We start from the raw sequence: 26,301 nt of genomic DNA, 5'->3' as shown, positions 1-26,301 counted from the left end.
CCGCCGGGTCGCCAGCGCGGCGAGCTCCCGCAGCTCGAGCTCGCTCGGCGCCTGCGTGACGCGGCGCGCCTCCGCCCGCGCCAGGCGCCGGTCCCGTGCCTGCGACCACACGTCGCGCCAGCCGGCCTGCAGCGGGCGCAGCGCGCGGCGCGGCAGGCGTCGGCTCTGGGTGGCGTGCAGGCGGGAGCGGACGACACCGTCCGGCCGGGCCAGCGCGACGAGCGCGGCCCGGACCTCGTCGACCGCCAGGCCGGGCTGCTTGGCAGCGAGCTGGCCGAAGGCCCGCAGGACGGCGCCGAGCAGGGCGGCGACCGCGACGACGGGCACCAGCGCCAGCGGCGCCGAGACCAGCCTGCTGTGCACCAGGGCGCGACGGCGGGCGGCGAACGACCGCCGCGGGTCGGCGCGGTCGTCCTCGCCGTCGCCGTCGCGGTCGACGGGCCGGCTGCCGGGCTCGACCGCGTCCGAGCGCAGCCCGAGGTACCCGGCCTGCGCGTGCCGGACCACGGCCGACGGCACGACGATCACCCGGTGCCCGGCCAGCCGCGCGCGCCGGGACAGGTCGAAGCCGTCGCCGAACGGGCCGAGGAGCGGGTCGGTGCCACCGAGGTCGGTCCAGACGTCGCGCCGGACGAGCGCGCCGGCGATCCCGACGCCCAGGACGTCCTCGCGGCCGTCGTGCTGGCCCTGGTCGAGCTCGCCGGGCTCCACGTCGGTCATCCGACGGCCGGAGCGGGACGAGCGCACCCCGACCTCGAGCAGCCGTTCCGGGTCGGTCCACGTGCGCTGCTTGACGCCCGCCACCGCGACCGACGGGGCGTGGCTGACCGCGCGCACCAGCTCGGCGAGGGCGGTCGGCGCGGGTGCGCTGTCGTCGTGCAGGAGCCAGAGCCAGGTGGTCGGGAAGCCGTCGTCGGCCTCGAGCGCGCGGCGGACGGCGTGCCCGAACGTCCGTGCGCCCGGCGTCCGCACCACGCGCAGTGCGGGCATCGACGTGCCTCCCGCAGCGGTGAACGCGCTGTGCAGGAGCTGCTCGACGGCCTCGTCGCCCGTGTCGGAGACGTCGACGAGCAGGACCCGCACGGGACGGCGGGTCTGGGCAGCGAGGGCCGCGACGGTGGTGGCGAGGTACGGGGTCCGGCCGCGGGTGACGACGACCGCGGACACCGGCGTCGTCACCGGTGTGGAGGAGGTCGCGGTGGGCAGGTCCACCGGCAGGAGGGTGTCAGTCATGCTCGGGACATCATGCCGTCGCGCGGGTCGAGACCCRCGCGCGACACTCCCCGCCGGCGACGACCGTCAGACGACACGCCGCTTGAGCTTGCGACGCTCCCGCTCCGAGAGACCACCCCAGATGCCGAAGCGCTCGTCGTTCTGCAGTGCGTAGTCGAGGCACTCGGAGCGCACGTCGCAACCCGTGCACACCTTCTTGGCCTCGCGCGTCGAGCCGCCCTTCTCAGGGAAGAACGCCTCGGGGTCGGTCTGCGCGCACAGGGCGCGCTCCTGCCACCCCATGGGGCCCTCGTCCTCGAGGGCGCCGAAGATCGGCAGGACGTTGGAAGCGTGCGTCTGTGCACTCTTCCGTGCGTCCGACGGGAAGATCTCGTCGTTGTCGAGCAGATTCCACATGCGTGCCTCCGTGCGGTCTTCGTGCTGGTTCAACTGCTCGTTCCAAGGCTCGGCGTGCGACGCTCTTCCAAGGGCCGCGGGTGGTGCTCGCTCATGAATCCGTTCTAAGGAATTACACGCGTGTCGTTCGCGTTGGTCAAGCGGAGACGTGGTAACTGTCCGGTTTTGTCGGGTGAACTTGCCCCAGACAGGTGATTCGGGCGTGTCGATCTAGGGTGGAGCGTGCCTGTGACGACGACCGCCGACCTCCTTCGACTGCTCACCCGCGAGCCCGGCCGACCCCGGGTCACCTGGTACGGGGACGACGGTGAGCGCGTCGAGCTCTCCGGCGCGGTCCTGGAGAACTGGGTGAACAAGACCGCCAACCTCCTGGTCGAGGAGTTCGACGCCGCACCCGGCACGCAGGTGCTCCTCGACCTGCCGGGGCACTGGCGGACGGTCGTGTGGGCGCTCGCGGTGTGGCACGTGGGCGGCACGGTCGTGGTGGACGGTGCCGGCGACGTCGTCGTCACCGACCAGCCGCAGGAGCACGCGGGCGCGTCGGAGCTCGTCGCGGTCGCACTGCCGGCGCTGGCGCGGTCGTTCGGTGCCGCACTGCCCGCCGGCGCGATCGACGCGTCGTCCGCGGTGATGACGTACGGCGACGCCTTCGGCGGAGATCCCCGCGCGGCTGCGTCGGCGCTCCTGCAGGGCCGCGCGATCGGTCAGGTCCTCGCGGCGGACCCACCCGAGACCGCCGGCGCCCGCGAGCTCCTGACGGCCGACCCCCGGGGTGACGTCCGGACGCTCGTGCGCGCGCTCGGGGTGCTCGCCACCGCCGGCTCGGTGGTGCTCGTGGGTCCGCAGGTCGCGGACGACCCCGAGCGTCTGGTGCGGCTGCGCGAGACGGAGCGGGTCTCGCCGCCGTCGTGACACGCGGTGACACGCGCGCGGACCTGCGTCCGACGACCACCTCACCGCGGCTGGGACGATGGCCCCTCGAACGCAGTTCCATCGGTCACGACGCGCTCCGGTCCCCCGGGCGGGCCCGGCCGTCCCGGGGGGAAGACGATGTCTCGACAGCTCACCACCGCCCTGCTCGTGACAGCGCTGCTGGGCGTCTCGCTCAGCGCGCTGCCCGCGGTCGCGGCCACCACGGAGCCAGAGCCGACCCGGGCGGAGTCGATCGACGAGCTCGACCTTGACGGGGTCGACGCGGCCGCCGCGGCGGAGCTGCCCGAGATCGCGCCCGAGCCGGCCGAGACACAGCTCGGCGTGTCGGCGACCCAGGACCTCCTGCCCGCCGACGAGCCCATGGCCGGCGACGCACCGGCCCCGGACGTCCTGACGACGGAGCTCGACACGCAGCTCTTCAGCGTGCTCGGCGTGACCTGGGACGCCGGACCGCAGGACGCCGTGATCCGGTACCGGGTGCGGCAGGCCGGCGAGTGGACCGCGTGGGAGGCCGTCGCCGCGGGTGACGTCGCCCCGGACGCCGGGCTCGCCGACGACTCGCCCACCGACGCACGCGCTGCCGCCGACCCGATCGTCGCGATGGACGCCGACGGCCTGCAGCTCTGGGCCGAGTCGGAAACGGCGGAGGTCACCGGGCTCAAGGCCGTGCTGATCGACCCCGGCGTCCAGGCGGGCGACGACGCCGCCTCGGTCGCCGCCGCCGCGGTCCCCGTCCCGGGGCAGCCCGCGATCATCAGCCGCGCCGGCTGGGGCGCCGACGAGTCGCTGCGCGCGTGCCCGCCGGAGTACTCCGCGCAGATGCTCTCGGCCGCCGTGCACCACACCGCGTCCACCAACAGCTACGGCCCCGACGACGTCCCGGCGCTCCTGCGCGGCTTCTACGCGTACCACACGCGGCCTGAGGCGGAGGGCGGCCGCGGCTGGTGCGACATCGGCTACAACTTCCTCGTCGACCGCTTCGGCCGGTTGTTCGAGGGCCGGGCGGGCGGCATCACGGCGACCGTCATCGGCGTGCACACGGGGGGCTTCAACAGCCGCACGATCGGMATCGCCGCCATCGGCGACTTCAGCAGCGTGGCCGTGCCCGACGCGCTCACCGAGGCGCTCGCGTCGCTCATCGCGTGGAAGTTCTCGATCCACGGCATCTCGGCCAACACGGACGTCACGATGATCTCGGGCGGCGGCGCGTCCAAGTTCCCCGCGGGGACGGCGGTGACGTTCTCGACGATCTACGGCCACCGCGACGCGCAGCTCACGTCCTGCCCCGGGCAGAACCTGTACAACCTGCTGCCCTACCTGCGGAACCGGGTCGCGGAGCTGGCCAACGCGTCCGTCGGCGCCTCGCCGCGCGGCGTGTGGGACTCGGTCACGACGACCGCGACGTCCCTCACGGTCGCCGGCTGGGCGTTCGACCCGGAGACGGCCGACCCGATCGTGGTGGAGGTCCGCGTCGACGGCGTCCTCAGCACGGTGCTGGCGGACAAGAACCGTCCCGACATCGGTGCTCTCTACCCGGCGGTCGGGCCCCGGCACGGGTTCTCGCTGAAGATCCCCCACGCGGCCGGCACGGTGGTGGTGTGCCTCGCGGCGGCGAACGTCCTCAACGGCACGACGGTCTCGCTCGGCTGCCGCACGGTGACCATCCGGAACCAGGCGCCGATCGGGTCGGTCGACGCGCTCGTCGTGACGCGGACGGGCGTCGTCGTCACCGGGTGGGTCCTCGACCCGGACACGTCCTCGTCGACGCAGGTGCACATCTATGTCGACGGGGTCGGCACCCCCCTGACCGCCGACCAGCCGCGGCCGGACATCGGGGCCGTGTTCGGCAAGGGCAGCGCCCACGGCTTCACCTTCACCAAGGCGCTCGCGGCCGGCGACCACGAGATGTGCGCCTACAGCATCGACAGCGCGGGCGGCGCGAACACGGTGCTCCTGTGCCGGCCGTTCACCGTCCGCGCCCGCCCCGCGAGCGGGCTGTGGCCGATGCTCGACGTCGTGCACGCCGTGCCCGGGGGCGGCATGAACCTGTGGGAGGTGTCGCTCGCCTCGGCCGACCCCGCGCGGGGCAAGCCCCTCCTGACCGGCACGCTCGGCACCGGCGGGTTCTCCTACGCCGACTCCCGCACGACGACCGGGCGGTTCGGCAACGTCACCGGACGGGACGACGGCAGCCCGGACCGGCTCGTGGCGCACCGCCAGCCCGGCGGCGGGGTCCTGCTGTGGGTCGTCGGCGGCGGTCCGGACAGCACACCGCGGGTCTGGGGGGACCTGCGCGGCGGCGGCTGGAGCTGGGCCGACTCGGAGCAGCTCGTGGGCGACGTCAACGGCGACAAGCTCGACGACGTCGTGAGCGTGCACCGCTCCCCCGTCGGCGGTGGCGTCGGCACGAACGTGTGGGCCCACCTCAACACCGGCTCCGGCTTCGCCGCCCCCGCGCTGTGGGCGACCATCGCGCCCACCGGCGCGCCGGGTGGGGACGTGCCGGCCTCGTCGATCCCGTTCCGTGACTCGCGGTACCTCCTGGGCGACACCGACGGCGACGGCCGCGCGGACCTCGTCACGGTCCACCGCAGCCGGCCGGGCACGTCGGCGATCACCTACGCCGTCTGGCGCAGCACCGGGGCCGGGCTGGCAGCACCGGCCGGGACGACCTCGGCGGACCGCGCCGGCGGCTGGCGGTTCGACCTGAGCCGGGACCTGCTGGCGAACGTCGACGGGCGCGCCGGCAAGGAGCTCGTCACCGTGCACCACCAGCCGGGCGACGGCGTCCTGCTGTGGTCGCGGGCGCTCGGCTCGGGGCGCTTCGGTGCGCCGACCATGCGAGCCGACCTGCGCACCGGCGGCTGGAGCTGGACCGGGTCGCGGCAGTCGGCCGCCGACGTGGACGGCGACGGGGACGACGACATCGTCACCGTGCACGCCCAGCCCACCCTCGGCGAGCTCGTGTGGGTCCACCCGTCCGGACCGGCGGGCACCCAGGCGCCGGTGCTGGTCGCCGACCTGCGCAGCGGCGGCTGGAGCTACTCGGCGAGCCGGGAGAGCATCGGGCTGCTGCGCTGACCCGCACGAGGCCCGCGTTCCCGGTCGTCGTCGACCGTGCGGCACACTGTCGTCCCATGCGCACCACCGCCCACCCGTCGCGACCCGGAGCCCTCCGGTGAGCGCCGCGTCGCCCCTGGACGCCCCCGGCGCGGTGCTGCCACAGAGCACCGCGGCCAGGAGCCGCGGGTTCTGGCACTGGGGCGAGGCGCGGTTCGACCCGCGCCACAACAGCCTGAACCTGCTGCGTCTCGTCCTCGCGTACGCGGTCCTGGTGGCGCACGGCTGGTACCTCTCCGGCGCCGGCACCGGTCCGCAGATCCGCGGCGAGAACATCGGGGGCTGGGCGGTCTTCGGCTTCTTCGCGATCTCCGGTTACCTCATCACCGGGAGCCGCTGGACGAAGCCGATCGGCGAGTACCTGGTGCACCGGGTGGCCCGCATCTTCCCGGCGTTCCTCGTCTGCCTCGTGGTCACGGCCTTCGTGTTCGCGCCGGTCAACTGGGTGTGGACGCACGGGTCGCTCGCCGGCTTCTTCAGCACCCCGACCACTCCCGTCGGGTACGTGCTGTCGAACATCACGCTGCGCATGAACGCCTACGACGTCGCGGGCACGCCGACGGGAGTGCCGTACCCGGGCGCGTGGGACGGGTCGCTCTGGAGCCTCTACTACGAGTTCGCCTGCTACCTCGTTGTCGCCGTGCTCGGCACCTTCGCGATCTTCCGCCGCTCCGCCTGGCCGCTCACCGTGGCATTCGTGGTGAGCGTCGCGCTGCAGGCGCAGAGCACGCGGGTGCTCGGGTACGCCGGCAACCACGCGGACGTCCCGTTCATGCTCAAGCTCCTGCCCTTCTTCCTGGCGGGCGGCCTGCTGTACGTCCTGCGGGAGCGCGTCTCGCTGACCTGGCCCCTGGCGGTGGCCGCCACGGCCCTCGGTGCCGTGCTGGTGCTGGGCATCCCCGGGTGGGGCGCCCAGCTCGCGGCGCCGCTCGTCGCGTACGTGGTGCTGTGGCTCGGGGCCGTCCTGCCCATGCCGGGGCTGCTCCGCAAGCACGACGTGTCGTACGGCATCTACATCTACGCGTTCCCGGTGCAGCAGCTGCTGGCGATGGCCGGCGCCCACCATCTCGGGCTCGTCGCCTACGACCTGCTGGCGGCCGTGGCGACGATCCCGCTCGCCGTCGGGAGCTGGTTGCTCGTCGAGCGGCCCGTCATGCGCCGCGCCCGGGGACGCGTCGCCGTGCGCACACCTCCGGTCGCCGCACCCTCGTCGGCGCCCGTGCCCGAGGGCAGCACGCCGGTCGCCGCGCGTGCGGAGGCGTCGCAGTCCGTCTGAGGTGAGGACGTCACTCGAGGCGGGGTGGCGGGGGCCGCGCTCCGGGTGCGGCAGAATGTCTGCTCATGCGTGGGATTATTCTGGCCGGCGGCTCCGGCACCCGGCTCAACCCGATCACTCTCGGCGTCAGCAAGCAGCTGGTCCCGGTGTACGACAAGCCGATGATCTACTACCCGCTGTCGACGCTCATCCTCGCGGGCATCCGTGACGTGCTGGTCATCACGACCCCGCACGACGCCGAGCAGTTCCAGCGTCTGCTGGGCGACGGATCCCAGTTCGGGATCTCGATCTCCTACACGGTGCAGGCCGAGCCCAACGGCCTCGCGCAGGCGTTCGTGCTCGGCGCCGACTTCGTGGGCAACGAGCCCGCCGCGCTCGTCCTCGGCGACAACATCTTCTACGGCCCCGGCCTCGGCGCCCGGCTGCAGCGGTTCGAGCACCTCGACGGCGGCGCCGTCTTCGCGTACCGGGTCGCCGACCCGACGGCGTACGGCGTGGTCGAGTTCGACGAGTCCGGCCGTGCGCTCTCGCTCGAGGAGAAGCCCGCGCAGCCCCGCTCCAACTACGCCGTCCCCGGCCTGTACTTCTACGACAACGACGTCGTCGCCATCGCGCGTGACCTCGAGCCGTCGGCCCGCGGCGAGTACGAGATCACCGACGTCAACCGCATCTACCTCGAGCAGGGCCGCCTGCAGGTCGAGGTCCTCCCCCGCGGCACCGCGTGGCTGGACACCGGCACGTTCGACTCGCTGCTCGAGGCGTCCGACTACGTCCGGACCATCGAGCACCGCCAGGGCCTCAAGATCGGCTCGCCCGAGGAGGTCGCATGGCGGCGGGGGTTCCTGTCGGACGACGAGCTCCGCGAGCGTGCGGACAAACTCGTCAAGTCCGGGTACGGCACCTACCTGCTCGGCCTGCTGGACTCCGAGGGCTGATCGCGGGCCGTCGACGCGCCGCTACAGGTGGTCGATCTCCTCGATCTCCCGCGCGGCCTCCGTCGACCAGCTCTCCCAGGCGGGGGCGGCGCTCGGGTCACGGCGGTACTGCATCTCCTTGATCCGCTCGAGCTGCTCCTCGAGCAGGATGCGGTTGGTGCGCTGCAGCTCGGACAGCACACCCAGCGCGAGCGCGAGCAGGGCGGCGACCGACATGATCGCGCCGAAGATCAGCGACTGGATGTTGCCCGCGGCCTCGCCGTTCGCGGCCCACAGGACCAGGAACCGGACCATCGGGACCAGCGCCAGGACCGCGAACAGGGCCGTCAGCGTGGCGAAGACGGCCTGCGGCTTGAACATCAGGTAGCTGCGCATGATGGCGGCGGCCGACTTGCGCATGTGCTGCGCGTTGCTGGTGAACAGACGTGACTCACGCGTCTTGGCGTTCGTCGTGACCGGGATGCTGACGATCTTGAGGCGCTTGTGCCCCGCCTGGATGATCGTCTCCATGCAGTAGCTGAACTCCGTGACGACGTTCAGCCGGATCAGCGCCGGGCGCGAGTAGGCGCGGAAGCCGCTCGCCGCGTCCGGGAGGTCGGTGTCCGCGGCGCCGTTGACGACGGAGCTACCGACGCGCTGCATCAGCTTCTTGAACGCCGAGAACTCCGCGATCGTGGCGGTCTGCCGGTCCGCGATGACGATGTCCGCCTCGCCCGCCAGGATCGGGGCGACGAGGTCCGGGATGCGGTCCTGCGGGTACTGGTTGTCGCCGTCCGTGTTGACCACGATGTCGGCGCCGTGCGCCAGCGCGTAGTGCACCCCGTCGCGGAACGACCGGGCCAGGCCCATGGTGCGCGTGTGCCGCACGAAGTGGCGCACGCCGTGCGCGCGGGCGACCTCGACGGTGCGGTCCGTGGACCCGTCGTCGATCACGAGGATCTCGATCTCCACACCCTCGATGCTGCGCGGGACCGAGCTCAGCACCGCGGGGAGGGTCGTCTCCTCGTTGAGGCAGGGAATCTGGATGAAGACCTTCACGTCACGTCCTGGGGAAGAGGGGGGTTCCGCAATTCTACGAGAGCGCCTACCCTCTGGGGCCCACGCGTGCTGGGCGCAAATATCGCGCTGCTAAACTCCGCAGCATATCGCCGRGAGACCACGCCGAACGGAAGGCGCGTTCCACGTCCTGCGCCCACCGCACGCCACCGGCGTGGGTCCGGGACGGGTCGACCCGGTGGTGGCCTCCAGGACTGCACTGAACAGGTGGGAATCGTCGTGACCTCGTACAACTTCTACGGCTTCTTGACCGTGAAGCTGGTCACCGACCACCGCGGCTGGCAGCGGTACTTCGACAACGAGTACCTGCGCATCGCCCGTGCGGGGACCTCGACGCCGCGCGCCACCATCCGTACCGAGATCGTCGGCGACCTGCCGGACCGGCTCCCCGGCGACATCGTGCACGAGACCCGGTTCAAGGGCCTGTTCCTCTACCGCACGCTGGTGCGGGGCATCGACACCGACGACGTCACCATCTACTTCGCACGCCACTGGATCGACCGCGTCTACATGAACGCCATCGGCGTCTACCTGCAGGCGCAGGTGCTCGAGCCGGTCATGTATTACAAGCTGCTGCAGCAGGGTGTGCTGCTCATGCACGCCGCGGGCGTCACCAAGGACGGCGAGGCGACGCTCCTGCCGGCGTACGGCGGCACCGGCAAGACGACGCTCAGCATCGCCCTGCTCGACAAGGGGTTCCGCTTCCTGGGCGACGACCTCCTGCTCGTCGACACCGCGGACCTGACGGTGCACCCGTACCCGCGACCGCTGCACATCTTCACGTACAACGTCCGCTCGCTCACCGGAGCCCGCATCCCCCTGCGGTACCGCGTCGCGGTCTACGCCAAGAACGTGCTGCGCTGGGTCCTCGAGCGCGTGATGCGCACCGAGTTCCTCATCTCGACGCGCATCCACGCCGACGAGCTCTTCGAGGACGGCGTCTTCGGTGAGACGTCGCCGGTCGGCGGCATCGCGTTCCTGCGCAAGGAGGGTCCCGCGTTCGCCGCGGTCGACGTGACGGACGACAACGCGCGCGCCCTGGCGGCGACCATCGCCGAGTCCGCCGACCTCAACGACAGCCTGCGCGACCTGGTCGACCACGACCCGCAGTTCGAGGCCGCCTTCACCGAGCTCGAGCTCGACGTGATCGAGAAGCTGCTCCGCGGCACGGGGCGCCTGACGCACGTCAACTCGCGCGCGCTGACGGACACCGACAGGTCCCTCTTCGCCGAGCGGACCCGTGGCGCAGCGTGAGGACGGCCGCCTCGAGCGGCCCTGCGTGCTGGTCCTCGCGTCCACCTTCCCCGCCTCGGACGACGACCCCGTCCCCGCGTTCGTGCGCGACCAGGTGCGTGCACTGACCACCGCGTACCCCGAGCTCGACGTGTGCGTCCTGGCACCGCACGACCGCCGCTCGCGCACCCGGTCCCTGACCCGTCACCCGCGGTACGACGAGGTGCGGTTCCACTACGCCGTCCCGCGGCGCGCCGAGGTGCTGGCCGGCCGCGGCATCATGCCCGCGCTCCGCAGCAACCCCTGGCTGTACCTGGTGGTGCCGATGCTGTTCGTCGGCGAGCTCGTCGCGACGCTGCGCCTCACGCGCCGCCGGCGGCCTGCCGTGATCTACGCGCACTGGTTCACCCCGCAGGCGGTCRTCGCCGCCTGGGTCTCGCGGCTCACGGGCGTGCCGTTCGTCTTCACGACCCACGCGTCCGACGTCGACGTCTGGCGGCGCGTGCCCCTCGCGGGTCCGCTGGTCGTGCGCCCGACGTTGCGCCGCGCCCGAGCCGTGTCGGCCGTGAGCACCCGCACGCTCGGGCGCCTGCGCCACTTCGACCCGTCCGGCCGCGTCGGCCCGCCCGTGCACGTCCTGCCGATGGGCACCGACCTGCCCGACCGGCCGCGTGACGCCCAGGCGCGTGCGGACGCGCGGGCCGCGCTCGGGATCGGCGACGAGCTCGTGCTGCTGTTCGTCGGTCGCCTCGTCGAGAAGAAGGGCCTGCGTCAGCTGCTCGACGCGCTGCAGGCCGCGTCCGTCGACCTCGGACCGTGGCGCCTCGTCGTCGCCGGCGAGGGCCCGCTGCACGAGGAGCTCGTCGGCCACGCGGCCGCGCTGGGCCTCGCCGAGCGCGTGACGTTCGTCGGCTACGCCTCCGGCCAGCACAAGGAGACCTGCTTCCGGGCGGCCGACGCGCTCGTCGTGCCGTCCGTCGTCGCCTCCGACGGCGACGTCGAGGGCCTGCCCGTCGTCCTCCTGGAAGGCCTGTCGTACGGCCTGCCGTGCGTCGCCACCCGGCAGAGCGGCGCGGACGACATCCTCGACGACGGCCGCACGGGTCTGCTGGTCGACGAGCGTGACCGGGAGCAGCTGGCCGCGGCCCTCGTGCGCGTGGCGCGCATGGACGACGACGAGCGGGACCGGCTCGCCGGGCACGCCGTCGAGCTCTCCCAGGAGTTCGGCTGGGACCGGCTGGCCCGTCGCCACCACGCGGCGCTCCTCGCACCGTTCCTGCCTGCCGCTGCGCAGGTGCAGGCATGAGCGCCGCGAAGCCCGGCGGGCGGACCGCACGCTGGGTGCAGGTGGGCTTCACGGTCCTGGTGACCGGCTTCATGGCGCTGTACATCGCCAGGATCGACTGGGCCCAGCTCGACGGGCTGCGCTTCGCGGTCCTGCCGATGGTCGCGGCCACGGTGCTCGGGCTCGGCTACCGGTACTGGGGCGCGGGCGTGTGGCTCCACCTGCTGCGCCGGCTCGGTGCCCACGACGTGCGGCGGGACTGGCGCGAGCTGTGCCACGTGTACGCCAAGGCGTGGCTCGGGCGGTACATCATGGGCGCCGGGACCTGGATCCTCGGCAAGGTCTACTTCGCGGCGCAGCACGGTGTGCCGCGCTCGAAGCTCGCCGTCTCCGGTGTGCTCGAAGGAGCCCTGCAGCTCATCTCGACGCTGCTCGTCGGGCTCGCGCTGCTGGTGCTCGACCCCCGTCTCGACGCCGCCGGCCCGCGCGCCACCCAGCTCACCGTCGTCGCCGCCGTGCTGTGCCTGGTCGCGCTCGCTCCCCCGGTGCTGAGCCGGCTGCTGAACCTGGCGCACCGCCTCGTGCTGAAACGGCCCATGCCCGAGGGAGACCGGCCGACCTGGTCGATGGTGCTCAGCGGCGGCAGCCTCTACATCCTCGGCACCCTGCTCACCGGCGCGTCGTACTTCCTGGTCGCCCGCGCCGTCTACTCCGACCTGCCGTGGTCGGACCTCGGGTACGTGGTGGGCGCGGCGAGCATCGCGTCGGCGATCAGCCTCCTCGCGTTCTTCGCCCCGGGCGGCATCGGTGTCCGAGAGGGCATCCAGGTCCTGTTCCTGAGCGCGGTCATGCCGGTCGAGGTGGCCGTCGTGGTGACCGTGCTGACGCGCCTGTGGAGCATCGGTGTCGACGTGCTCTTCCTCGGCGTCACCACCCTGCTGCGCCGGACCGCGCCGCGGCGGGGGAAGGCCGAGACGGCCACGGTGCAGGCCACCCCGCAGCCAGGACGTCCGCTGTGACGGCCCCGACCGTCGTCGAGCAGACGCACGCGGTCACCGACGGCGAGCGTGCCGCAGGACCGTCGGGCGGACGGCTCTGGCCGACCGTCGCGGTGTGCGTCGTCGGGCTCGTGATGTTCGCGCTCGCGGTGGCGCGGTCGGCGCACAACCTCAGCAACATCGACGGCATCTCCTACATCTCCATCGCCCGCCAGTACGCGGGCGGGCACCTGCACGACGCGGTCAACGCGTACTGGTCACCGCTGATCAGCTGGCTCGCGGCACCGCTGATCAGCGCGGGCGTCGGCGACCTCACGGCCGTCGCCGTCGTGTCCGCGGCCGCGGCCCTCCTCGGCACGGTGGTGGGCGCGGCGTTCGTCTGGCGGGTGACGCGGCACCACACGGTCGCGACGGCCCTGTTCGCCGTGATCGCCGTCGTCTTCTACGCCGGGAGCATCCCCTCCCTGACGCCGGACGTCCTCGTCGTCACCTGGACCACCTGCTTCGCGTACGCGCTCTACCGGGTCGACGAGGCGCTCACGGCCGGTCGCAGGGTCTGGCTCGCAGCCGCGGTGCTCGGTGCCGTGTGCGCGGCCGGCTACGTCACGAAGCTGTTCCTCGTCCCCGTGATCGTCGTCACCGTCGCCGTCTGCCTGGCCCTCCGGCTCCTGGTGGGCCCGGACGGTCCGGCCCGTCGCCGGCTGCTCGCCGCGACGGGCGTCGCGCTGCTCGTCAGCATCGTCCTTGCCGCCCCGTGGGTCGCGGCCATGACGTGGAAGTACGGCGAGCTCACCATCGGCTCGTCGTTCTCGGTCAACATGACCGCGAAGTTCGACCCCGCCCAGGCCGGCGGACCTGCCGTCGTCGACGCGCCGCTGTGGGCACCGCCCAACGACCGTGCCGTCTCCTTCGGCGAGGACCGGACGTTCCAGGTCGGCGGCGACCGCGAGAAGGTCCACGAGCCGATCGTCTCCCGCGTGCGGTACTACGCGGAGCAGCGCGTCCTCGCGATGCCGCACTACCTCGAGAAGATCAGCTCGATCGCGCCGTGGGCCGTCGCCATCATGATCACGTCGACCCTGGTCCTCCTGCTGCGTCGCGGAGGCGGCACCCTCCGGGCGCCGCTCGTCGTGCTCAACGTCGCGTTCTGGGTGTACTTCCTCGGGTACGCCGGCGTCACCACGGCGGAGCGCGCCGGCGGCAACTCGCGCTACTACTGGCCACTGCTCACGCTCTCGACCCTCGCCGCGTGCATCGTGCTGCCCTACGTGTGGGACCGGTTCGCGCGGTCCGGCAACCGGTGGCAGCGGGGCGTCGCGGCGGCCGTGGTCGTCCTCCTGCCGCTCAGCGCGCTGTGGCAGCACGGCGCGGGCCGCGGCGAGCCGTTCAGCGCCGCGGACTCCACGTCGGGCCTCTCGTACCTCGTCGAGGACGCGCCGCCGCCCGCGCTCGAGGTGGTGGCGCAGGACCTCGCGGAGATCGTCGAGCCCGGCAGCCGGATCGTGGGCGGCAACTACCGCGCGACGCTCCGGCTCGCGTTCTACCTGCACGCGCAGGCGTACGGACGGGCCGAGCAGGGCTACGACGTCGCCGATCCGTCGTTCGTCGCCAAGCTGGACGACGCGGGCATCGACTACTACCTCAGCTTCACGCCGTCCGGCGTCGCGCCGCCCGACCTCTCGGCGCTGGGCACCACGGTCTGGTCGTCGACGGCGCCGGTCACGTGCTCGGACATCCTCGGAGCCGTCGTCGAGAGCTGCCGACTCGATCTGGTCGACCTGAACGATGACGCCTGAGCCCGAACCCGCCGGGCACGGCGTCGGACCGCTCCGGCGTCTGAGAGGGGCCGGGCGCTCGGCTGTCGTCGCGGCGCGCTCGGTCTCCGCGCCGACCGCGGTCGCGTGGGGTGCCCTGGTCGCCTTCGTCCTGCTGGCCCTCGGCCCCGCGCTGCTCGGCACCGCCGTGTTCAGCGCGACGGACATGGTCAACCAGCTCGCTCCGTGGAAGTCCTCCGACTACGGCGACGGGACCGTGCACAACCCGTGGCCCGGCGACACCGTCGACTCGGTCACCCCCCGGATCCTCCTGCTCAAGCACACCCTGCTCTCGGGCCGCATCCTGTGGTGGAACCCGTACGTCGCCGGGGGGAGCCCGCTCGGCGCGCTGCCGGACTCCTCGCTGTTCTCCCCCATGGCGTGGCCGTGGCTCGTGCTGCCCGACACGTACGCACCGGGCGCGGTCAAGCTCGTCGAGATCGCCGTCGCGGTCCTCGGGATGGCTCTGCTCCTGCGCCGCCTGGGCCTGAGCCCGGCCGCACGGGCCGTGGGCGCGCTCGCCTTCGTGTCCAGCGGCTTCATGATCGCGTGGACCGGGTGGCCGCAGACCCGCGTCGCCGCGCTCGTGCCGCTGCTCCTGTGGGCGGTCGAGAGGGTGGTCTCCGACCGCCGCTGGCGGGACGCGCTGCTCGTCGCGGTGATCCTCGCGTCGATGCTGCTGGGCGGGTTCCCCGCGGTCGTGGCCTACGCCGCGTACACGGCCGTCGGGTACGCCGCGCTCCGGCTGTGGCGCGCGCGAGCGACGGCACGCGAGTGGCTGACGGCGGCGGCGATCGGCGTCTCCGGGGCCCTGCTGGGTGTCGGCCTGGCGGCGTGGCAGCTCGTCCCGTTCGCGGTCAACACCGCCTCGTCCATCAGCCTCGAGCGGCGCGCCCAGACGCCCGCCATGCACCTCGACTGGTCCGCGCTGGCGACCGCGTTCGCGCCGGGGATCCTCGGCGAGGTCGACTCGCCCTTCTGGGGTGGCTCCCGCAACCCGGTGGAGCGGTTCTCGTTCGTCGGTGCGACGGTGCTCGTGCTCGTCGTCGTGGCGTTCGCGCGCCGGCGGCACCGGTCGACGCACGTGCTCGCCTTCTCCGTCGCCGGCGCCGCCGTGTGCGTGGCACTGGTCTACGGGGGGCTGCTCCTCGGACCCGTCCAGAACCTGCCGGGGTTCGACACCAGCTACGTCGGGCGGCTCCGCCTGATCCTCGGGCTGCTGATCTCGATCGCGGCCGCGTACGGCTTCGACCAGGTCCGCCGGTGGGCGGCCGCACAGGAGCCGGCGCCCGCCGCCGCGAGCCGCCGCCCGTCCCCGGCCACCGTGGTGCTCGTCCTGGTCGGCCTCGCCCTGACCGGCGCGCTCGTCGTCGCGGTGGTGCGCGCGCTCGACAGTGCGCCCAGCGCCTCCCTGGCGGACGCGCAGGTCCAGCTCGTCGTCGGCGTCGTCCTCGTCGCCGTCAGCGTCGCGGTGGTGCTCGTGGCACGCACCCGCCGGTTCAGGACGGCGGCGACGGCCGCCGTCCTGCTCCTGCCGGTCCTCCTGGCCGGTCAGGCCGTCGCGGTCGCCCAGGACTGGTGGCCGCGGTCCCCCGTCGAGTCGTTCTACCCCGCGACCGCGACGCACGACTTCCTCGCCGCGAACCTCGGCGAGGAGCGCTTCACCAGCACCGAGTTCACGATGCTGCCCGGGAGCAGCACGGCCTACGAGCTGCGCTCGACCACCGGGCACGCGTTCCACACGGAGCAGTGGCGGGACCTGCTCGAGGCCGCCGACCCCGAGGCGATGCGCACCTACACGTACTCCACGATGAGCCTGGACGCCCTGGGCTCGCCCGTCCTCGACCGCACGGCCACGCGCTTCATGGTCGTCGCCCCCGACCAGCCGGTCGCCGGTGACTACGTCCCGACGGGCATCCTCGACTCGTTCGCGACGACACCCGGCGGGACGCGCGCGATCACGGCGCCCGTCGCCGCTGAGGTGCGCGGCGTGCGCATCGACCTCCCGCAGGGGCTCGACGCACCGGGCACGGTACGCCTGCGGGTGTCCCTGCTCGACGGGTCGGGGGACGTCGTGTCGTCGACCGTCGGCCAGGTCGACGGGACGCCCGAGCCGGTGAGCGCGTGGGTCGCGCTGACGACCCCCGCCGCCGACGGTCCCCTGCGCATCCAGGTCGAGGCGCTCGGGGACGTCGACCTCGTCCTGCCGGTCGACGCCGAGGGCCGGCCGGTCGTCGTGGCCGTCGTGGCGAACGACGCCACGACCGTCGTGCACACGGGTGACGCGACCGTCTACGAGCGGGCCACCGCGCTGCCGCGCTTCCGCTGGGCGTCGCGCGCGCAGGTCGTCACCGACGCGGACCGGCGCGTCGCCCTGCTCGCCGCGGGGTCGGTGGCACCGGACACGGTGCTGCTCAGCGACGCCGCAGACCTGCAGGAGACCGATCCGCTCGCGACCGGGGACATCGTCGTGGAGCACGACGACGGGGACACCATCGCGCTGCGGGTCACGTCGGACGGGACGGGCTACGCGGTGGTCGCCGACGCGCTGCGACCGGGGTGGGTGGTGGCCGTCGACGGTGTCCGGGTGACCCCCGTGCGGGCCGACCACGCGATGTGGGGTATCCCGCTCCCCGCCGGGACGCACCAGGTCGTGCTTACCTATGTACCTCCGGGTCTGCGGGTCGGCGCCCTGATCACGGCCGCGTCGGTGCTGGTCATCGTCGTGTGCACGGCCGTGCTCGTGGTCCGCCGGACCCGGCGCCGCCGAGCGGCACGCCCGATCGACGAGGCTGCATGATGAACGGAGGTCGACCAGGACATGACCGGTGATGCGGCATGATGACTGCCGTGCAGATGCGACGACCCGAGCCGATCCCGCTGACGCCATCTCCGGTGCAGCCGTCGTCACCGGCGACGGTTGCTCCGCGCACCCGACAGCTGGACGTCAGCGTCATCGGCGCGCGCGGCTTCATCGGCTCGCACGTCTGCCGCGCCCTCGAGCAGCAGGGTCACGTCGTGCACTCCTTCGACCGCACGACGCCCGCCATGACGCCGCAGGGGGTCGACGAGCGCATCCTCGCCTCCGACCGCGTCGTCTGGGCTGCCTCGAGCATCAACCCGATGATCGCCGAGCACGACCCCGACCGCGTCGCGCTGGACATCGATGCCTTCACCAGCTTCCTCGCCCTGCTCGCCGAGGCCCCGACCCGGCCCCGCGTGGTCCTGCTGAGCTCCGGCGGCACGGTGTACGACCAGAGCACCGAGCCCCCCTACGCAGAGACGTCGCCGGTAGGCCCGGACAGCGCCTACGGCCAGGCCAAGCTGCTGCTCGAGCAGGAGCTCGTCCGCACGGCCCCCGGGTCGATCGTGCTGCGGGTGGCGAACGCGTACGGGCCGGGACAGCCCGTGGCCCCCGGCCAGGGCGTGATCAGCCACTGGTTGCACGCCACCGCGGCCGGCCAGCCGCTGCACGTCTTCGGTGACCTGCGCGCGGCCCGTGACTACGTGCACGTCGACGACGTCGCCGACGCGGTGGTGCGAGCGGTCGAGGTCGACGACGCCGCCCCCGACGTCCTCAACGTCGGCTCCGGCCACCCGACCAGCCTCGGGGACCTGCTCGACGTGATCCGCGACGTCGTCGGGGAGGACGCCGTCGAGGTGCGCCACCACCCGGTGCGCGAGTTCGACGGACGCTCCACGTGGCTGGACTGCTCGGCGTCGGAGGAGACCCTGGGGTGGGTCGCCGGCACCACGCTGCACGACGGCATCCAGGAGACGTGGGCGTCGGTCACGATCGACCCGATCGCGAGCGCCGGCGGAGACACGCCGGCCGCGCCCGTGCTCCCCGGCCCGCGGACGGGAGGGGCATCGTGACACTCGACCTCTCCACCCTCGGGTACCAGCGCACCGGCCGGGCCGGCCTGTGGACCCCCGACGGCGCGTCCGACTTCACGTACAACGACGGTGACGAGCACGAGACGTGGGTCGCCGACATCGTGCGGTCGGCCACGGACACCAGCAGCGGCTCGCGCGAGCTCGAGGCCGGGATCAAGGACTGGCCGTCGCTCTACCACCTGAGCCACCAGCGCGGGAACCTCGTGCGCCCGCTGCTCGACACGCTCCGGGGCCCGGTGCTCGAGCTCGGCGCCGGCACGGGCGCGATCACGCGGGTGCTCGGTGAGCGCGGGCTGGACGTCGTCGCCGTCGAGGGCTCGCCGCGGCGCGCGGCGGTGGCGGCCGACCGGTGTCGTGACCTGCCGAACGTGCAGGTCGTGGCCGACACGGTGCAGAACTTCGGCCACCCGGCACGCTTCGCCACCGTCGTCATGGTCGGCGTCCTCGAGTACGCCCGCAGCTTCGGGTTCGACGCCACGGACCGGGACCCCGTCGACGTGATGCTCGACCACGTCGCGCAGCTGGTCGCGCCCGACGGTGAGCTCGTCGTCGCGATCGAGAACCAGCTCGGCCTGAAGTACTTCGCCGGCTTCCCCGAGGACCACCTCGGGCGCCCCATGATGGGGGTCGAGGACAGGTACGGGCCGTCGACGGCCGTGACGTTCGGCCGCCACGAGCTCGGCGAGCGCCTGCGCGCCGCCGGCCTGGGCGAGCAGCGCTGGCTGTTCCCGTTCCCCGACTACAAGCTGCCCACGACCGTGGTGTCCGAGCACGCGCTCGACCCCGCCTCGGGGTTCGACGCGTCGCCCCTGCTCGTCGCGACGGGCGGCGGCGACCACCAGCAGCCCGCGACGACATCGTTCGACCTGCGTCGCGCGTGGGCGCCGGTGCACCGCAACGACCTCGTCGCCGAGCTCTCGAACTCCTTCCTCGTGCGCGCCTCGGTGGTGCCCGTCGCCGAACCCACGGCGCTCGCGTGGTACTACGGGTCGGGTTCGCGACGGCCGGAGTTCCGCAAGGTCACCGAGTTCGTCGGCACCGACGGGCACGTCGAGGTCCGGCGCAGGCGTGCCGAGGCGGAGCTCGTCGACACGGTCGGCGACGTGCAGATCGTCTGCGAGGACGAGCCCTACACCGCCGCTGCGCCCTGGACCGCCGAGCTCGCCGACCTCGTCGCCCGTCCGGGCTGGACGTCGGCCGAGGTCAGCGCGTGGTTCGGTCACTGGCTCGACGCGTTCCTCGCGCACGCCGGGCTCACCCGGACGTCCACCGACCTCGACACCGTCGTGCCGGGCCACCTGGTGGACGCGTTGCCACGCAACCTGCTGAGCGGCACGGACCGCTTCATCGACCTCGAGTGGCGCGTCCTGGCCCCGCTGACCGTCGGCCAGGTGGTGTTCCGGGCCCTGTACGACAGCATCGCTGCGCTCGGCCCCGTCGCGCCGTCCCTCGGCCCGACGCCGACCGTCGGGAACCTCGTCCGCGACGTGGCGGCGGAGCACGGGTTCACGCTCGACGAGACGCGGCTCGCGACGTACTGGGACCGGGAGCTCGCGTTCCAGTCCGACGTCCAGGGCACCACCGTCCGGGTCGGAGTCGACGACGCGCTCGGTGCGCCGCTGGTGCTGGCGTCGTCGCAGAACGACCGGTTCGCACTGCTCGCGCCGTCCGTCGAGGCCGAGCTGCGCAACGAGATCGAGGTGCGCGGGCAGGAGCTGGACAGGCTTCGTGGCGTCAGCGAGCACGCCACGACCGAGCTCGCCCACGCCAACGAGGTCCGTGCGAGCCTCGCGAACGTCAACGGGCTGCTGGAGCGGGACGTCGAGATCCTGCGCGACGAGGCCGCCGACGCCCGGGGTGATGCCGACGCGCTCCGCGCGGAGCTCGCCAGCGCCGGCCGCGACATCGCGCTGGCCCGGGGCGATGCGGAAGCCCTCCGGGCGGAGCTCGACGCCTACACGCACACCGTCTCGTGGCGCGTGACCCGGCCGCTGCGGGCTGCGCGCAAGCCTCTCGGGCGGGTGCGCCGCGCGCTGGTCCGCCGGACGGGCTCCGGCCCCGCCGCGCCGTCCGGCGCCGAGCCCACAAGCGCCACGGGCAGCGGGCAGCCGCAGGACCGCCCCGCCGGCGGCGGCACGGCCGACGGCAGGCTGCGGCTGCGTGGCGGCGCCACGTCGACCACCGTGCCGGACGTCGCCACGTCCGAGCCGGACCTGGTCTACTACCGCCGCCGGAACGACGACCTGCAGCACCTGGACGACGCCGAGCTGCGCAGCCACTTCGCCGCGTTCGGGCGCGCCGAGGGTCGCCGGGGACGCTCCCTGCTCGACGGTGCACGGGTGGCGGAGAACGGCTTCACGCCCGGTCGCGAACGGATGCTCCTCCTCCTGCACGAGGCGACGCGCACCGGTGCTCCTGTGCTGGGGTGGAACCTGGTGAACTCGTTCTCCGAGCAGCACGACGTCGTCGTGGTGCTGCTGCAGGGCGGCGACCTGTCGCACGAGATCGAGCGTGCCGCTGCTGCGACCGTGACCCTCCTCGACTCCGACCCGTGGCACCCGGCCGAGGCCCGCATCCTGGCGGAGCAGCTCGCCGAGCGCTTCCAGCCCGCCTGGGCGCTGGCCAACTCGGCCGCGACGCACCCGCTGTCCCCCGCGCTCGAGGCCACGGGGGTGCCCGTCGTGGCCCTGGTGCACGAGTTCCCCTCGAGCATGCGGCCCGAGGGTGTTCTGGCGGGACTCTTCGCCAGCGTCTCCGAGGTCGTGTTCTCGGCGCCCATCGTGGCCGAGTCGATGCGCCGCGAGTACGCGGACCTCCTCGCCCGGCCTCACCACGTGATCCCGCAGGGACAGTCGATCCTGCCCGCCGGGAGCGACACCGAACGTGCCCCCCGGGCCTTGCGACTCGGCTCCGACGGCGTCGAGACCGACCTGCCGGAGCAGGCCCTGTCCGACCTGCTGACCTCCCTCGAGCCCGACACGGTGCTCGTCGTCGGCGCCGGCACGATCTCGCCGCGCAAGGGTGTCGAGTTCTTCGTGCAGGCCGCCGCCCAGGTGCGGCGCACCCCGGGCGCGCGCGCGGTGCACTTCGCGTGGATCGGTGACCGCATCCCGTCGCTGAACTGGTACGTCGACGAGCTGCACGAGCAGGTCCGTCGCAGCGACGCGAGCGACGTCGTGACGTTCCTCGCGCCCACGTCCGACCTGACGCCGCTGTACGAGCGCGCCGACCTGTTCTTCCTGTCGTCGCGCCTCGACCCGCTCCCGAACGTGACGATCGACGCGGCCCTGTCCGGCACGCCCATCGTCGCGTTCGACGGCGCGAGCGGGTTCGCCGAGTGGCTCAGCCGGGACGAGGTGCTGCGCGAGCTCGTCGTGCCCCACCTCGACACCGCCGCGGCCGCCGCCGCGATCCGTCGGCTCGCCGACGACCCGGCGAGCAGGCTGACCTACGGCGACCACCTGCGGCAGGCGGCGGTACCGGCGTTCGACATGGCCGGGTACACCGAACGGCTCGCGGAGCTCGGTCGCACCGCGCGCGCCGCGCACGAGCAGGAGGAGCGGGACGTCGCCGCACTCGCGGAGTCGGGTGCGTTCGACGCGCAGCTGTACGGCGGCGCGCGGCACGACGACGAGCCTCAGGCGCTCCTGCGCGAGTACGTGCACCGGTCACGCCTCACCGCGCCGCGGGCGCGCCCGCGCACCGGTCTTCTCGTGCGCCGGCCTGCCGAGGGCTTCCACCCGCTCGTGTACGCCGAGCTGTCCCCCGAGTATGTCGAGGAGCGGGACGGCGACCCGTTCGCCGACTACCTGCGCCGCGGGCGGCCCGACGGGCCGTGGGCGCGACAGGTCATCCGGCCGGCCGCCTCGCCCGCAGCGACGGACCTGCGCGTGCTCGTGCACGGGCACTTCCACTACCCGGAGCTGGTGGACGAGCTCCTGGCACGCCTGGGCAGCAACAGCCAGGAGGTCGACCTCCGGCTGAGCACGACGTCCGAGCACAAGGAGATCGACCTGCGACGCAGGCTCGAGCGCGCCGGCGCCCAGCGGTGGCAGGTCGACCTCGTCGAGAACCGCGGACGTGACCTGGCCCCCCTGTTCACGGGGCTGGGGCACGAGGTCCTCGACGACTACGACGTGGTCCTGCACGTCCACGGCAAGCGGAGCCCGCACGTGGCGGGAGACGTGGCAGACCGCTGGCGGAACTTCCTGTGGGAGAACCTCATCGGCGGTCGGGCACCCATGATGGACACGATCTGCCAGGCCTTCGTGGCCGACGAGCAGCTCGGTCTGGTCGCCCCGGAGGACCCGCACCTCAACGACTGGGACCTCAACCGCGAGGAGGGTGAGCGGCTGGCGAAGCGCCTCGGCATGACGCAGGCGCTCACGACGCACCTGGACTTCCCGATGGGCGGGATGTTCTGGGCGCGCACGAGCGCGCTGCGGCACCTCCTGGACGCCCGCCTGCAGTGGGAGGAGTACCCCCCGGAGCCGCTGCCGATCGACGGGACCATGCTGCACGCCCTCGAGCGGATCATCCCGTTCGCGGTCGAGGAGTCCGGCTTCCGGTTCGCCAAGTCGTCCGTCCCGGGCGTCCGGCGCTGAGGCGTCGTGTGCTCGCTCGTCGGCGGGGGCGGACCTGCGTGGGACCGCTCCCGCGGGTCGGGCCTGCCCGGGTGAAATTCGTCACCAGAAGTTCGGACGTTTCACCGAAAATCGCCTGAGCAGGTCCTCGTGGACCTCTACGGTTAGCACGCCGTGGGCTGACTCGTCGCGGCATCGGCACCGTAGGAGGACACCCGTGCGCGCTCGCACCACCCTGATCAGGCCTACCCTGGTCCTCGCTCTCGTCGTCAGTCTCGCTGGCGCCACCGCCGGCGCCACCGCCGCCGCTCCGGTCGACGACTCGGGCTCGCTGCAGAAGCTCAGCTCCGCGTTCGAGCCGGCAGCCGCCGCCGAGGGCGCCGCCGTCGCAGGCGACGACGCCGTGGCGCAGGCCACCACGCTGGCCAGCCCCGCGTTCCCCGACACCGAGTGGGCCACGTTCCGTGAGCTCAACCTCCTGCGCATCAACAGCGCCGGCGTCAACCCGGTGATCCGCCACGGGGCCCTGGACAGCCAGGCCGCGGCGTGGCTGAGCACCCAGGTGAACACGTACGAGCCGGACCTGGACCCCAACGTCGCCGCGAAGGTGCCCGCCGGCGCCCTGGACGGCTCGCAGTCGCTGTACTGGTACGAGAACGCCACCAGCGCCGACATGCCGGAGTTCGTCGACTTCGTGCTCGAGAACCTCGCCTTCGACGGCGTGGCCTCGAACGTGACCGACTCCGGCATCGCGTTCGCCGAGTCGTCGTACGGCCTGTTCGCGTACTTCATCCTCGTCCAGTACACCCACAGCACCCCCGCCGCGGACGAGCTCCCGCTCTACCGGTTCTACAAGCCGAGCGCCGGGACGCACTTCTACTCCACGTCCGCCGGTGAGCGGAACACGGTCATCGGGTTCCCCGAGTACCGGTACGAGGGCCTCGTGGCCTACATCAAGGGCCCGCACGCGACGTCGGCGACGGTGCCGCTGCAGGACCTGAACCGCTTCTTCCTGGCCTCCGCGGGCACGCACTTCTACACCTCGGCGCCCGCGGAGTACGCGGCCGTCCTGACGTACCCGCAGTACTCGCTCGACGGGGTCGCCGGTCGCGTGGCCGCCGCTCCGGGCGCAGGCCTGTCGGCGATGCACCGGTTCTTCCGCCCCGCCTCGGGCACGCACTTCTACTCGGCGAACCCCGCCGAGATCGAGGCAGTCAAGGCCATCCCCGGCTACACGTACGAGGGCATCGCGTTCTTCCTGCGCGTCGCCAACTGACCCACGCCGGGTCGGAGGGTCTCTCCTCCGGCGCCGCGTGACGGTGAGACACCACCCGTGGGACCCGGCTCGGCCTCTGGCCGGCACCGGGTCCCACGGGCGTTCACGGCGCGTCCGGCGGTGAACTACGGTTCTGCTTGGCAACAGACCGGCGGCCCGGCATCGCGTCGTCCCACGAAGAAGGAGCACGCGCGGTGGCGGGGACTGCTGGACGTATCTACAGCCTCCAGTGGCTGCGCTTCGCTGCCGCCTTCGCGGTCCTGCTGTACCACGGCGCCGCCTACCTGAGCATCATGCGGGGCGACCAGTGGGCCGTCAGCGTCGTCCCGTCGTGGCTCGGGGCCGTCGGGGTCGCCGTCTTCTTCGCCCTGTCGGGCTACCTCATGAGCGTCATGATGATGCGCTACGACGCCAGCAGGTTCCTCCTGCACCGCGTCGTGCGGCTCTATCCGATCTACTTCGTCATCGTCGCGCTGGTCGTCCTCGCCGGACGGTGGTCGCCGATCAAGCCACCCCTCGACATCAACGCCCTCCTGCTCCTGCCGTACGGAGGCTCGGCCTACGCGCTGGGTGTCGAGTGGACGCTCGTCTTCGAGATCGTGTTCTACATCTTCGTCGCCGTCCTGATCGCCCTGAAGCTGCAGAAGTCCGCCGCGTCCGCGCTCATCGGCTGGCTCGGGCTGATCCTGATCCACAACGTCCTGCGGCCCGACAACCCCGCGGTCAACGTGTTCCCCGCCCACCAGTTGCCGTTCGTCGCGATCAACACCGCGTTCGCGTTCGGCATGCTGCTGCCGATCGTCGTCACCCGGTGGTCGCCGCACCCGGTCCTGGCGCTGATCGTCGGTACCGCCACGTGGCAGCTGGGATCGAGCATCAACGTCACCTGGAGCCGGTGKGGACTGGGGTTCGGTGCTGCGCTCCTCGTACTGAGCCTGGTGCGGTTCACGGGGTGGCGCACGATCTTCGGGGACACGGTCCTGGGCCGGCTCGGCAACCACCTGGGCAACTACAGCTATGCCCTCTACCTGCTGCACGTCCCGGTGATCAGGACCGTGTACGCGGTGTTTCCCCTGCTCAGCCCACGCCGCTCGTTCCTCCTCGCGGTCGTGGTCGCCCTGCTGCTCTCGATTCCGCTGGGCTGGCTCGACATGCGCATGTACCGGAGCCTGCGGGCGAGGGTCGACGCGGGCACGCCCCGCGTCCTGGCGATCTGCGCGTCGGTGTTCGTCGCCCTGTTCGCCGTGCAGTTCGTGCGCTTCTTCTAGTCAGGCCTTCCGCAGCGGGACGAGCGCGTGGCGCAGGAGCACCCCGACGCCCGACAGCCCGCGCGCCCGCACCGCCGCGGGTGCCAGCGTGAGTGCGTGCAGGCGCGACGTGAGGTGCCAGCGGGCCGCTCGAGCCGCCCGGTGCCAGCCCTGCGCGTCCGCGAGGGACGCCGCGAGCGAGAAGTAGTCCCGCTCCCCCGTGAACCGTGAGCCGTCGAACGCCTTCGCCGACGACGCGCTCGACGCGTGCCGTCGGTACTGGAAGCAGGTACGGGGCTCCACCAGCAGCGACCCGCCCGCGAGCACGAGGTCCACGACGATCGCCAGGTCCTGGATGATCGGCATCCCGTCCCGGAACGGCACGCTGGTCAGGGCGTCGCGGCGGAACGAGAGGGACGGCCAGTAGAGCCAGTCGGCCTGCAGGAGGCTCGCGGCGAGCGCCTCGCCGCGCAGCAGGCGCCCGTGCCGGGTCGCCCGACCGCGCAGCCGGTCCTTGACCAGGTCGCCGAGCGGGCGCACGACCGTGCCGTCGGCGTCGATGACCTGGACCCCGGGCTGGATGATCGCGGCCTCGGGGACACGCGCGTGCGCTGCGAGGACGGTCCGCACGTAGCTGGGCAGCAGGACGTCGTCGCAGCCCAGCAGGGCGACGTGCTCGTGCGTGGCCATCGCGACGCACGACCGGTAGTTCTCGGTGATCCCGACGTTCGACTCGTGCCGCACGTAGCGGACGCGCTCGTCGTCGATCCCCTCGACGAACGCGCGCGGACGCGGGTCGGGGTAGGCGTCGTCGACGACCGTGAGGACCCAGTCGTCGCTGTCTTGAGCGAGGACGCTGCGGACGGTGGTCTCGAGGAGGTCCGGGTCGCCCCAGAACGGGACGAAGATGTCGAGCGGCACAGCGGCGAGCCTAGTCGTTGCACGGGTCACACCACGGACGGCACCGACCCTCGGCGACGTGCACCAAGATGGTGCAGTGCCCGGCCGGCGTGCCGGTC

17 protein-coding genes are annotated in these 26,301 nt (G+C 72.8%); 13 read left to right on the top strand and 4 right to left on the bottom strand.

The window, feature by feature from the left end; all coding sequences use genetic code 11:
- Positions 1-1,233: glycosyltransferase family 2 protein (locus tag ACXJKF_RS19720; protein WP_456789423.1), on the bottom strand; the 1,233-nt coding region annotated here is incomplete at its 3' end.
- 66 nt (positions 1,234-1,299) lie between these two features.
- Positions 1,300-1,629: a WhiB family transcriptional regulator gene (locus ACXJKF_RS19715; RefSeq protein ID WP_055912877.1), complete on the bottom strand. Its 330-nt coding sequence runs from the start codon at positions 1,627-1,629 to the stop codon at positions 1,300-1,302.
- A gap of 222 nt (positions 1,630-1,851) precedes the next feature.
- Between ACXJKF_RS19715 and ACXJKF_RS19710 the strand changes: the two genes are divergently transcribed.
- The 4 genes from ACXJKF_RS19710 to rfbA all read left to right on the top strand — a co-directional run bounded on the left by ACXJKF_RS19710 (position 1,852) and on the right by rfbA (position 7,893).
- The gene (locus tag ACXJKF_RS19710; protein ID WP_456789422.1) at positions 1,852-2,541 is read left to right on the top strand and encodes a TIGR03089 family protein; all 690 of its coding nucleotides are present in this window, start codon (positions 1,852-1,854) and stop codon (positions 2,539-2,541) included.
- Between the two features lie 138 nt (positions 2,542-2,679).
- Positions 2,680-5,643, top strand: coding sequence for an N-acetylmuramoyl-L-alanine amidase (locus ACXJKF_RS19705; protein WP_456789421.1), 2,964 nt, complete (start codon positions 2,680-2,682; stop codon positions 5,641-5,643).
- Positions 5,644-5,740: 97 nt separating this feature from the next.
- Positions 5,741-6,958, top strand: coding sequence for an acyltransferase family protein (locus tag ACXJKF_RS19700; protein ID WP_456789420.1), 1,218 nt, complete (start codon positions 5,741-5,743; stop codon positions 6,956-6,958).
- Between the two features lie 65 nt (positions 6,959-7,023).
- Positions 7,024-7,893, top strand: coding sequence for a glucose-1-phosphate thymidylyltransferase RfbA (gene rfbA / locus ACXJKF_RS19695; RefSeq protein WP_456789419.1), 870 nt, complete (start codon positions 7,024-7,026; stop codon positions 7,891-7,893).
- 21 nt (positions 7,894-7,914) lie between these two features.
- Here rfbA and ACXJKF_RS19690 read toward each other — a convergent pair whose 3' ends face one another.
- Entirely contained in the window at positions 7,915-8,931 is a 1,017-nt protein-coding gene (locus ACXJKF_RS19690) for a glycosyltransferase family 2 protein (protein WP_456789418.1), read from the bottom strand.
- A 225-nt stretch (positions 8,932-9,156) separates the two neighbouring features.
- On the opposite strand from ACXJKF_RS19690, the gene ACXJKF_RS19685 reads away from it, so the two are divergent.
- The 9 genes from ACXJKF_RS19685 (at position 9,157) to ACXJKF_RS19645 (ending at position 25,303) form a co-directional block, all read left to right on the top strand.
- On the top strand, positions 9,157-10,203 hold the full coding sequence (locus ACXJKF_RS19685; RefSeq protein ID WP_456789417.1) for a hypothetical protein: 1,047 nt from the start codon (positions 9,157-9,159) through the stop codon (positions 10,201-10,203).
- Positions 10,190-11,488, top strand: coding sequence for a glycosyltransferase (locus ACXJKF_RS19680; protein WP_456789416.1), 1,299 nt, complete (start codon positions 10,190-10,192; stop codon positions 11,486-11,488). Before ACXJKF_RS19685 ends, ACXJKF_RS19680 begins: the two co-directional genes overlap by 14 nt.
- A complete protein-coding gene (locus ACXJKF_RS19675) occupies positions 11,485-12,486 on the top strand; it encodes a lysylphosphatidylglycerol synthase domain-containing protein (protein ID WP_456789415.1) in 1,002 nt (333 codons plus the stop codon). Before ACXJKF_RS19680 ends, ACXJKF_RS19675 begins: the two co-directional genes overlap by 4 nt.
- Positions 12,483-14,261 carry an ArnT family glycosyltransferase gene (locus tag ACXJKF_RS19670; RefSeq protein WP_456789414.1) on the top strand — a complete coding sequence of 593 codons (1,779 nt, stop codon included), beginning with the start codon at positions 12,483-12,485 and terminating at the stop codon, positions 14,259-14,261. The genes ACXJKF_RS19675 and ACXJKF_RS19670 overlap by 4 nt, the downstream gene beginning before the upstream one ends.
- A complete protein-coding gene (locus ACXJKF_RS19665; protein WP_456789413.1) occupies positions 14,251-17,079 on the top strand; it encodes a DUF6044 family protein in 2,829 nt (942 codons plus the stop codon). Before ACXJKF_RS19670 ends, ACXJKF_RS19665 begins: the two co-directional genes overlap by 11 nt.
- Before the next feature lie 56 nt (positions 17,080-17,135).
- Positions 17,136-18,155: an NAD-dependent epimerase/dehydratase family protein gene (locus ACXJKF_RS19660; protein ID WP_456789425.1), complete on the top strand. Its 1,020-nt coding sequence runs from the start codon at positions 17,136-17,138 to the stop codon at positions 18,153-18,155.
- The gene (locus ACXJKF_RS19655) at positions 18,152-22,780 is read left to right on the top strand and encodes a rhamnan synthesis F family protein (RefSeq protein ID WP_456789412.1); all 4,629 of its coding nucleotides are present in this window, start codon (positions 18,152-18,154) and stop codon (positions 22,778-22,780) included. Before ACXJKF_RS19660 ends, ACXJKF_RS19655 begins: the two co-directional genes overlap by 4 nt.
- Positions 22,781-22,976: 196 nt before the next feature.
- Entirely contained in the window at positions 22,977-24,035 is a 1,059-nt protein-coding gene (locus tag ACXJKF_RS19650) for a hypothetical protein (protein WP_456789411.1), read from the top strand.
- Between the two features lie 194 nt (positions 24,036-24,229).
- Positions 24,230-25,303: an acyltransferase family protein gene (locus ACXJKF_RS19645; RefSeq protein ID WP_456789410.1), complete on the top strand. Its 1,074-nt coding sequence runs from the start codon at positions 24,230-24,232 to the stop codon at positions 25,301-25,303.
- Here the strand turns inward: ACXJKF_RS19645 and ACXJKF_RS19640 are convergent, their stop codons facing one another.
- Complete coding sequence (locus ACXJKF_RS19640) at positions 25,304-26,203, bottom strand: glycosyltransferase (protein ID WP_456789409.1); 900 nt, start codon at positions 26,201-26,203, stop codon at positions 25,304-25,306. It abuts the gene before it with no gap.
- Positions 26,204-26,301: the final 98 nt, after the last annotated feature.

Source organism: Cellulomonas sp. P5_C5 (genome assembly GCF_054049655.1).
This window is presented reverse-complemented; position numbering and strand designations above follow the sequence as displayed.

Coding starts and splice junctions, on each gene's coding strand:
- ACXJKF_RS19715 (WP_055912877.1), bottom strand. CDS start 1,629: ATGTGGAATCTGCTCGACAACGACGAGATCTTCCCGTCGGACGCACGG.
- rfbA (WP_456789419.1), top strand. CDS start 7,024: ATGCGTGGGATTATTCTGGCCGGCGGCTCCGGCACCCGGCTCAACCCG.
- ACXJKF_RS19675 (WP_456789415.1), top strand. CDS start 11,485: ATGAGCGCCGCGAAGCCCGGCGGGCGGACCGCACGCTGGGTGCAGGTG.
- ACXJKF_RS19665 (WP_456789413.1), top strand. CDS start 14,251: ATGACGCCTGAGCCCGAACCCGCCGGGCACGGCGTCGGACCGCTCCGG.
- ACXJKF_RS19660 (WP_456789425.1), top strand. CDS start 17,136: ATGCGACGACCCGAGCCGATCCCGCTGACGCCATCTCCGGTGCAGCCG.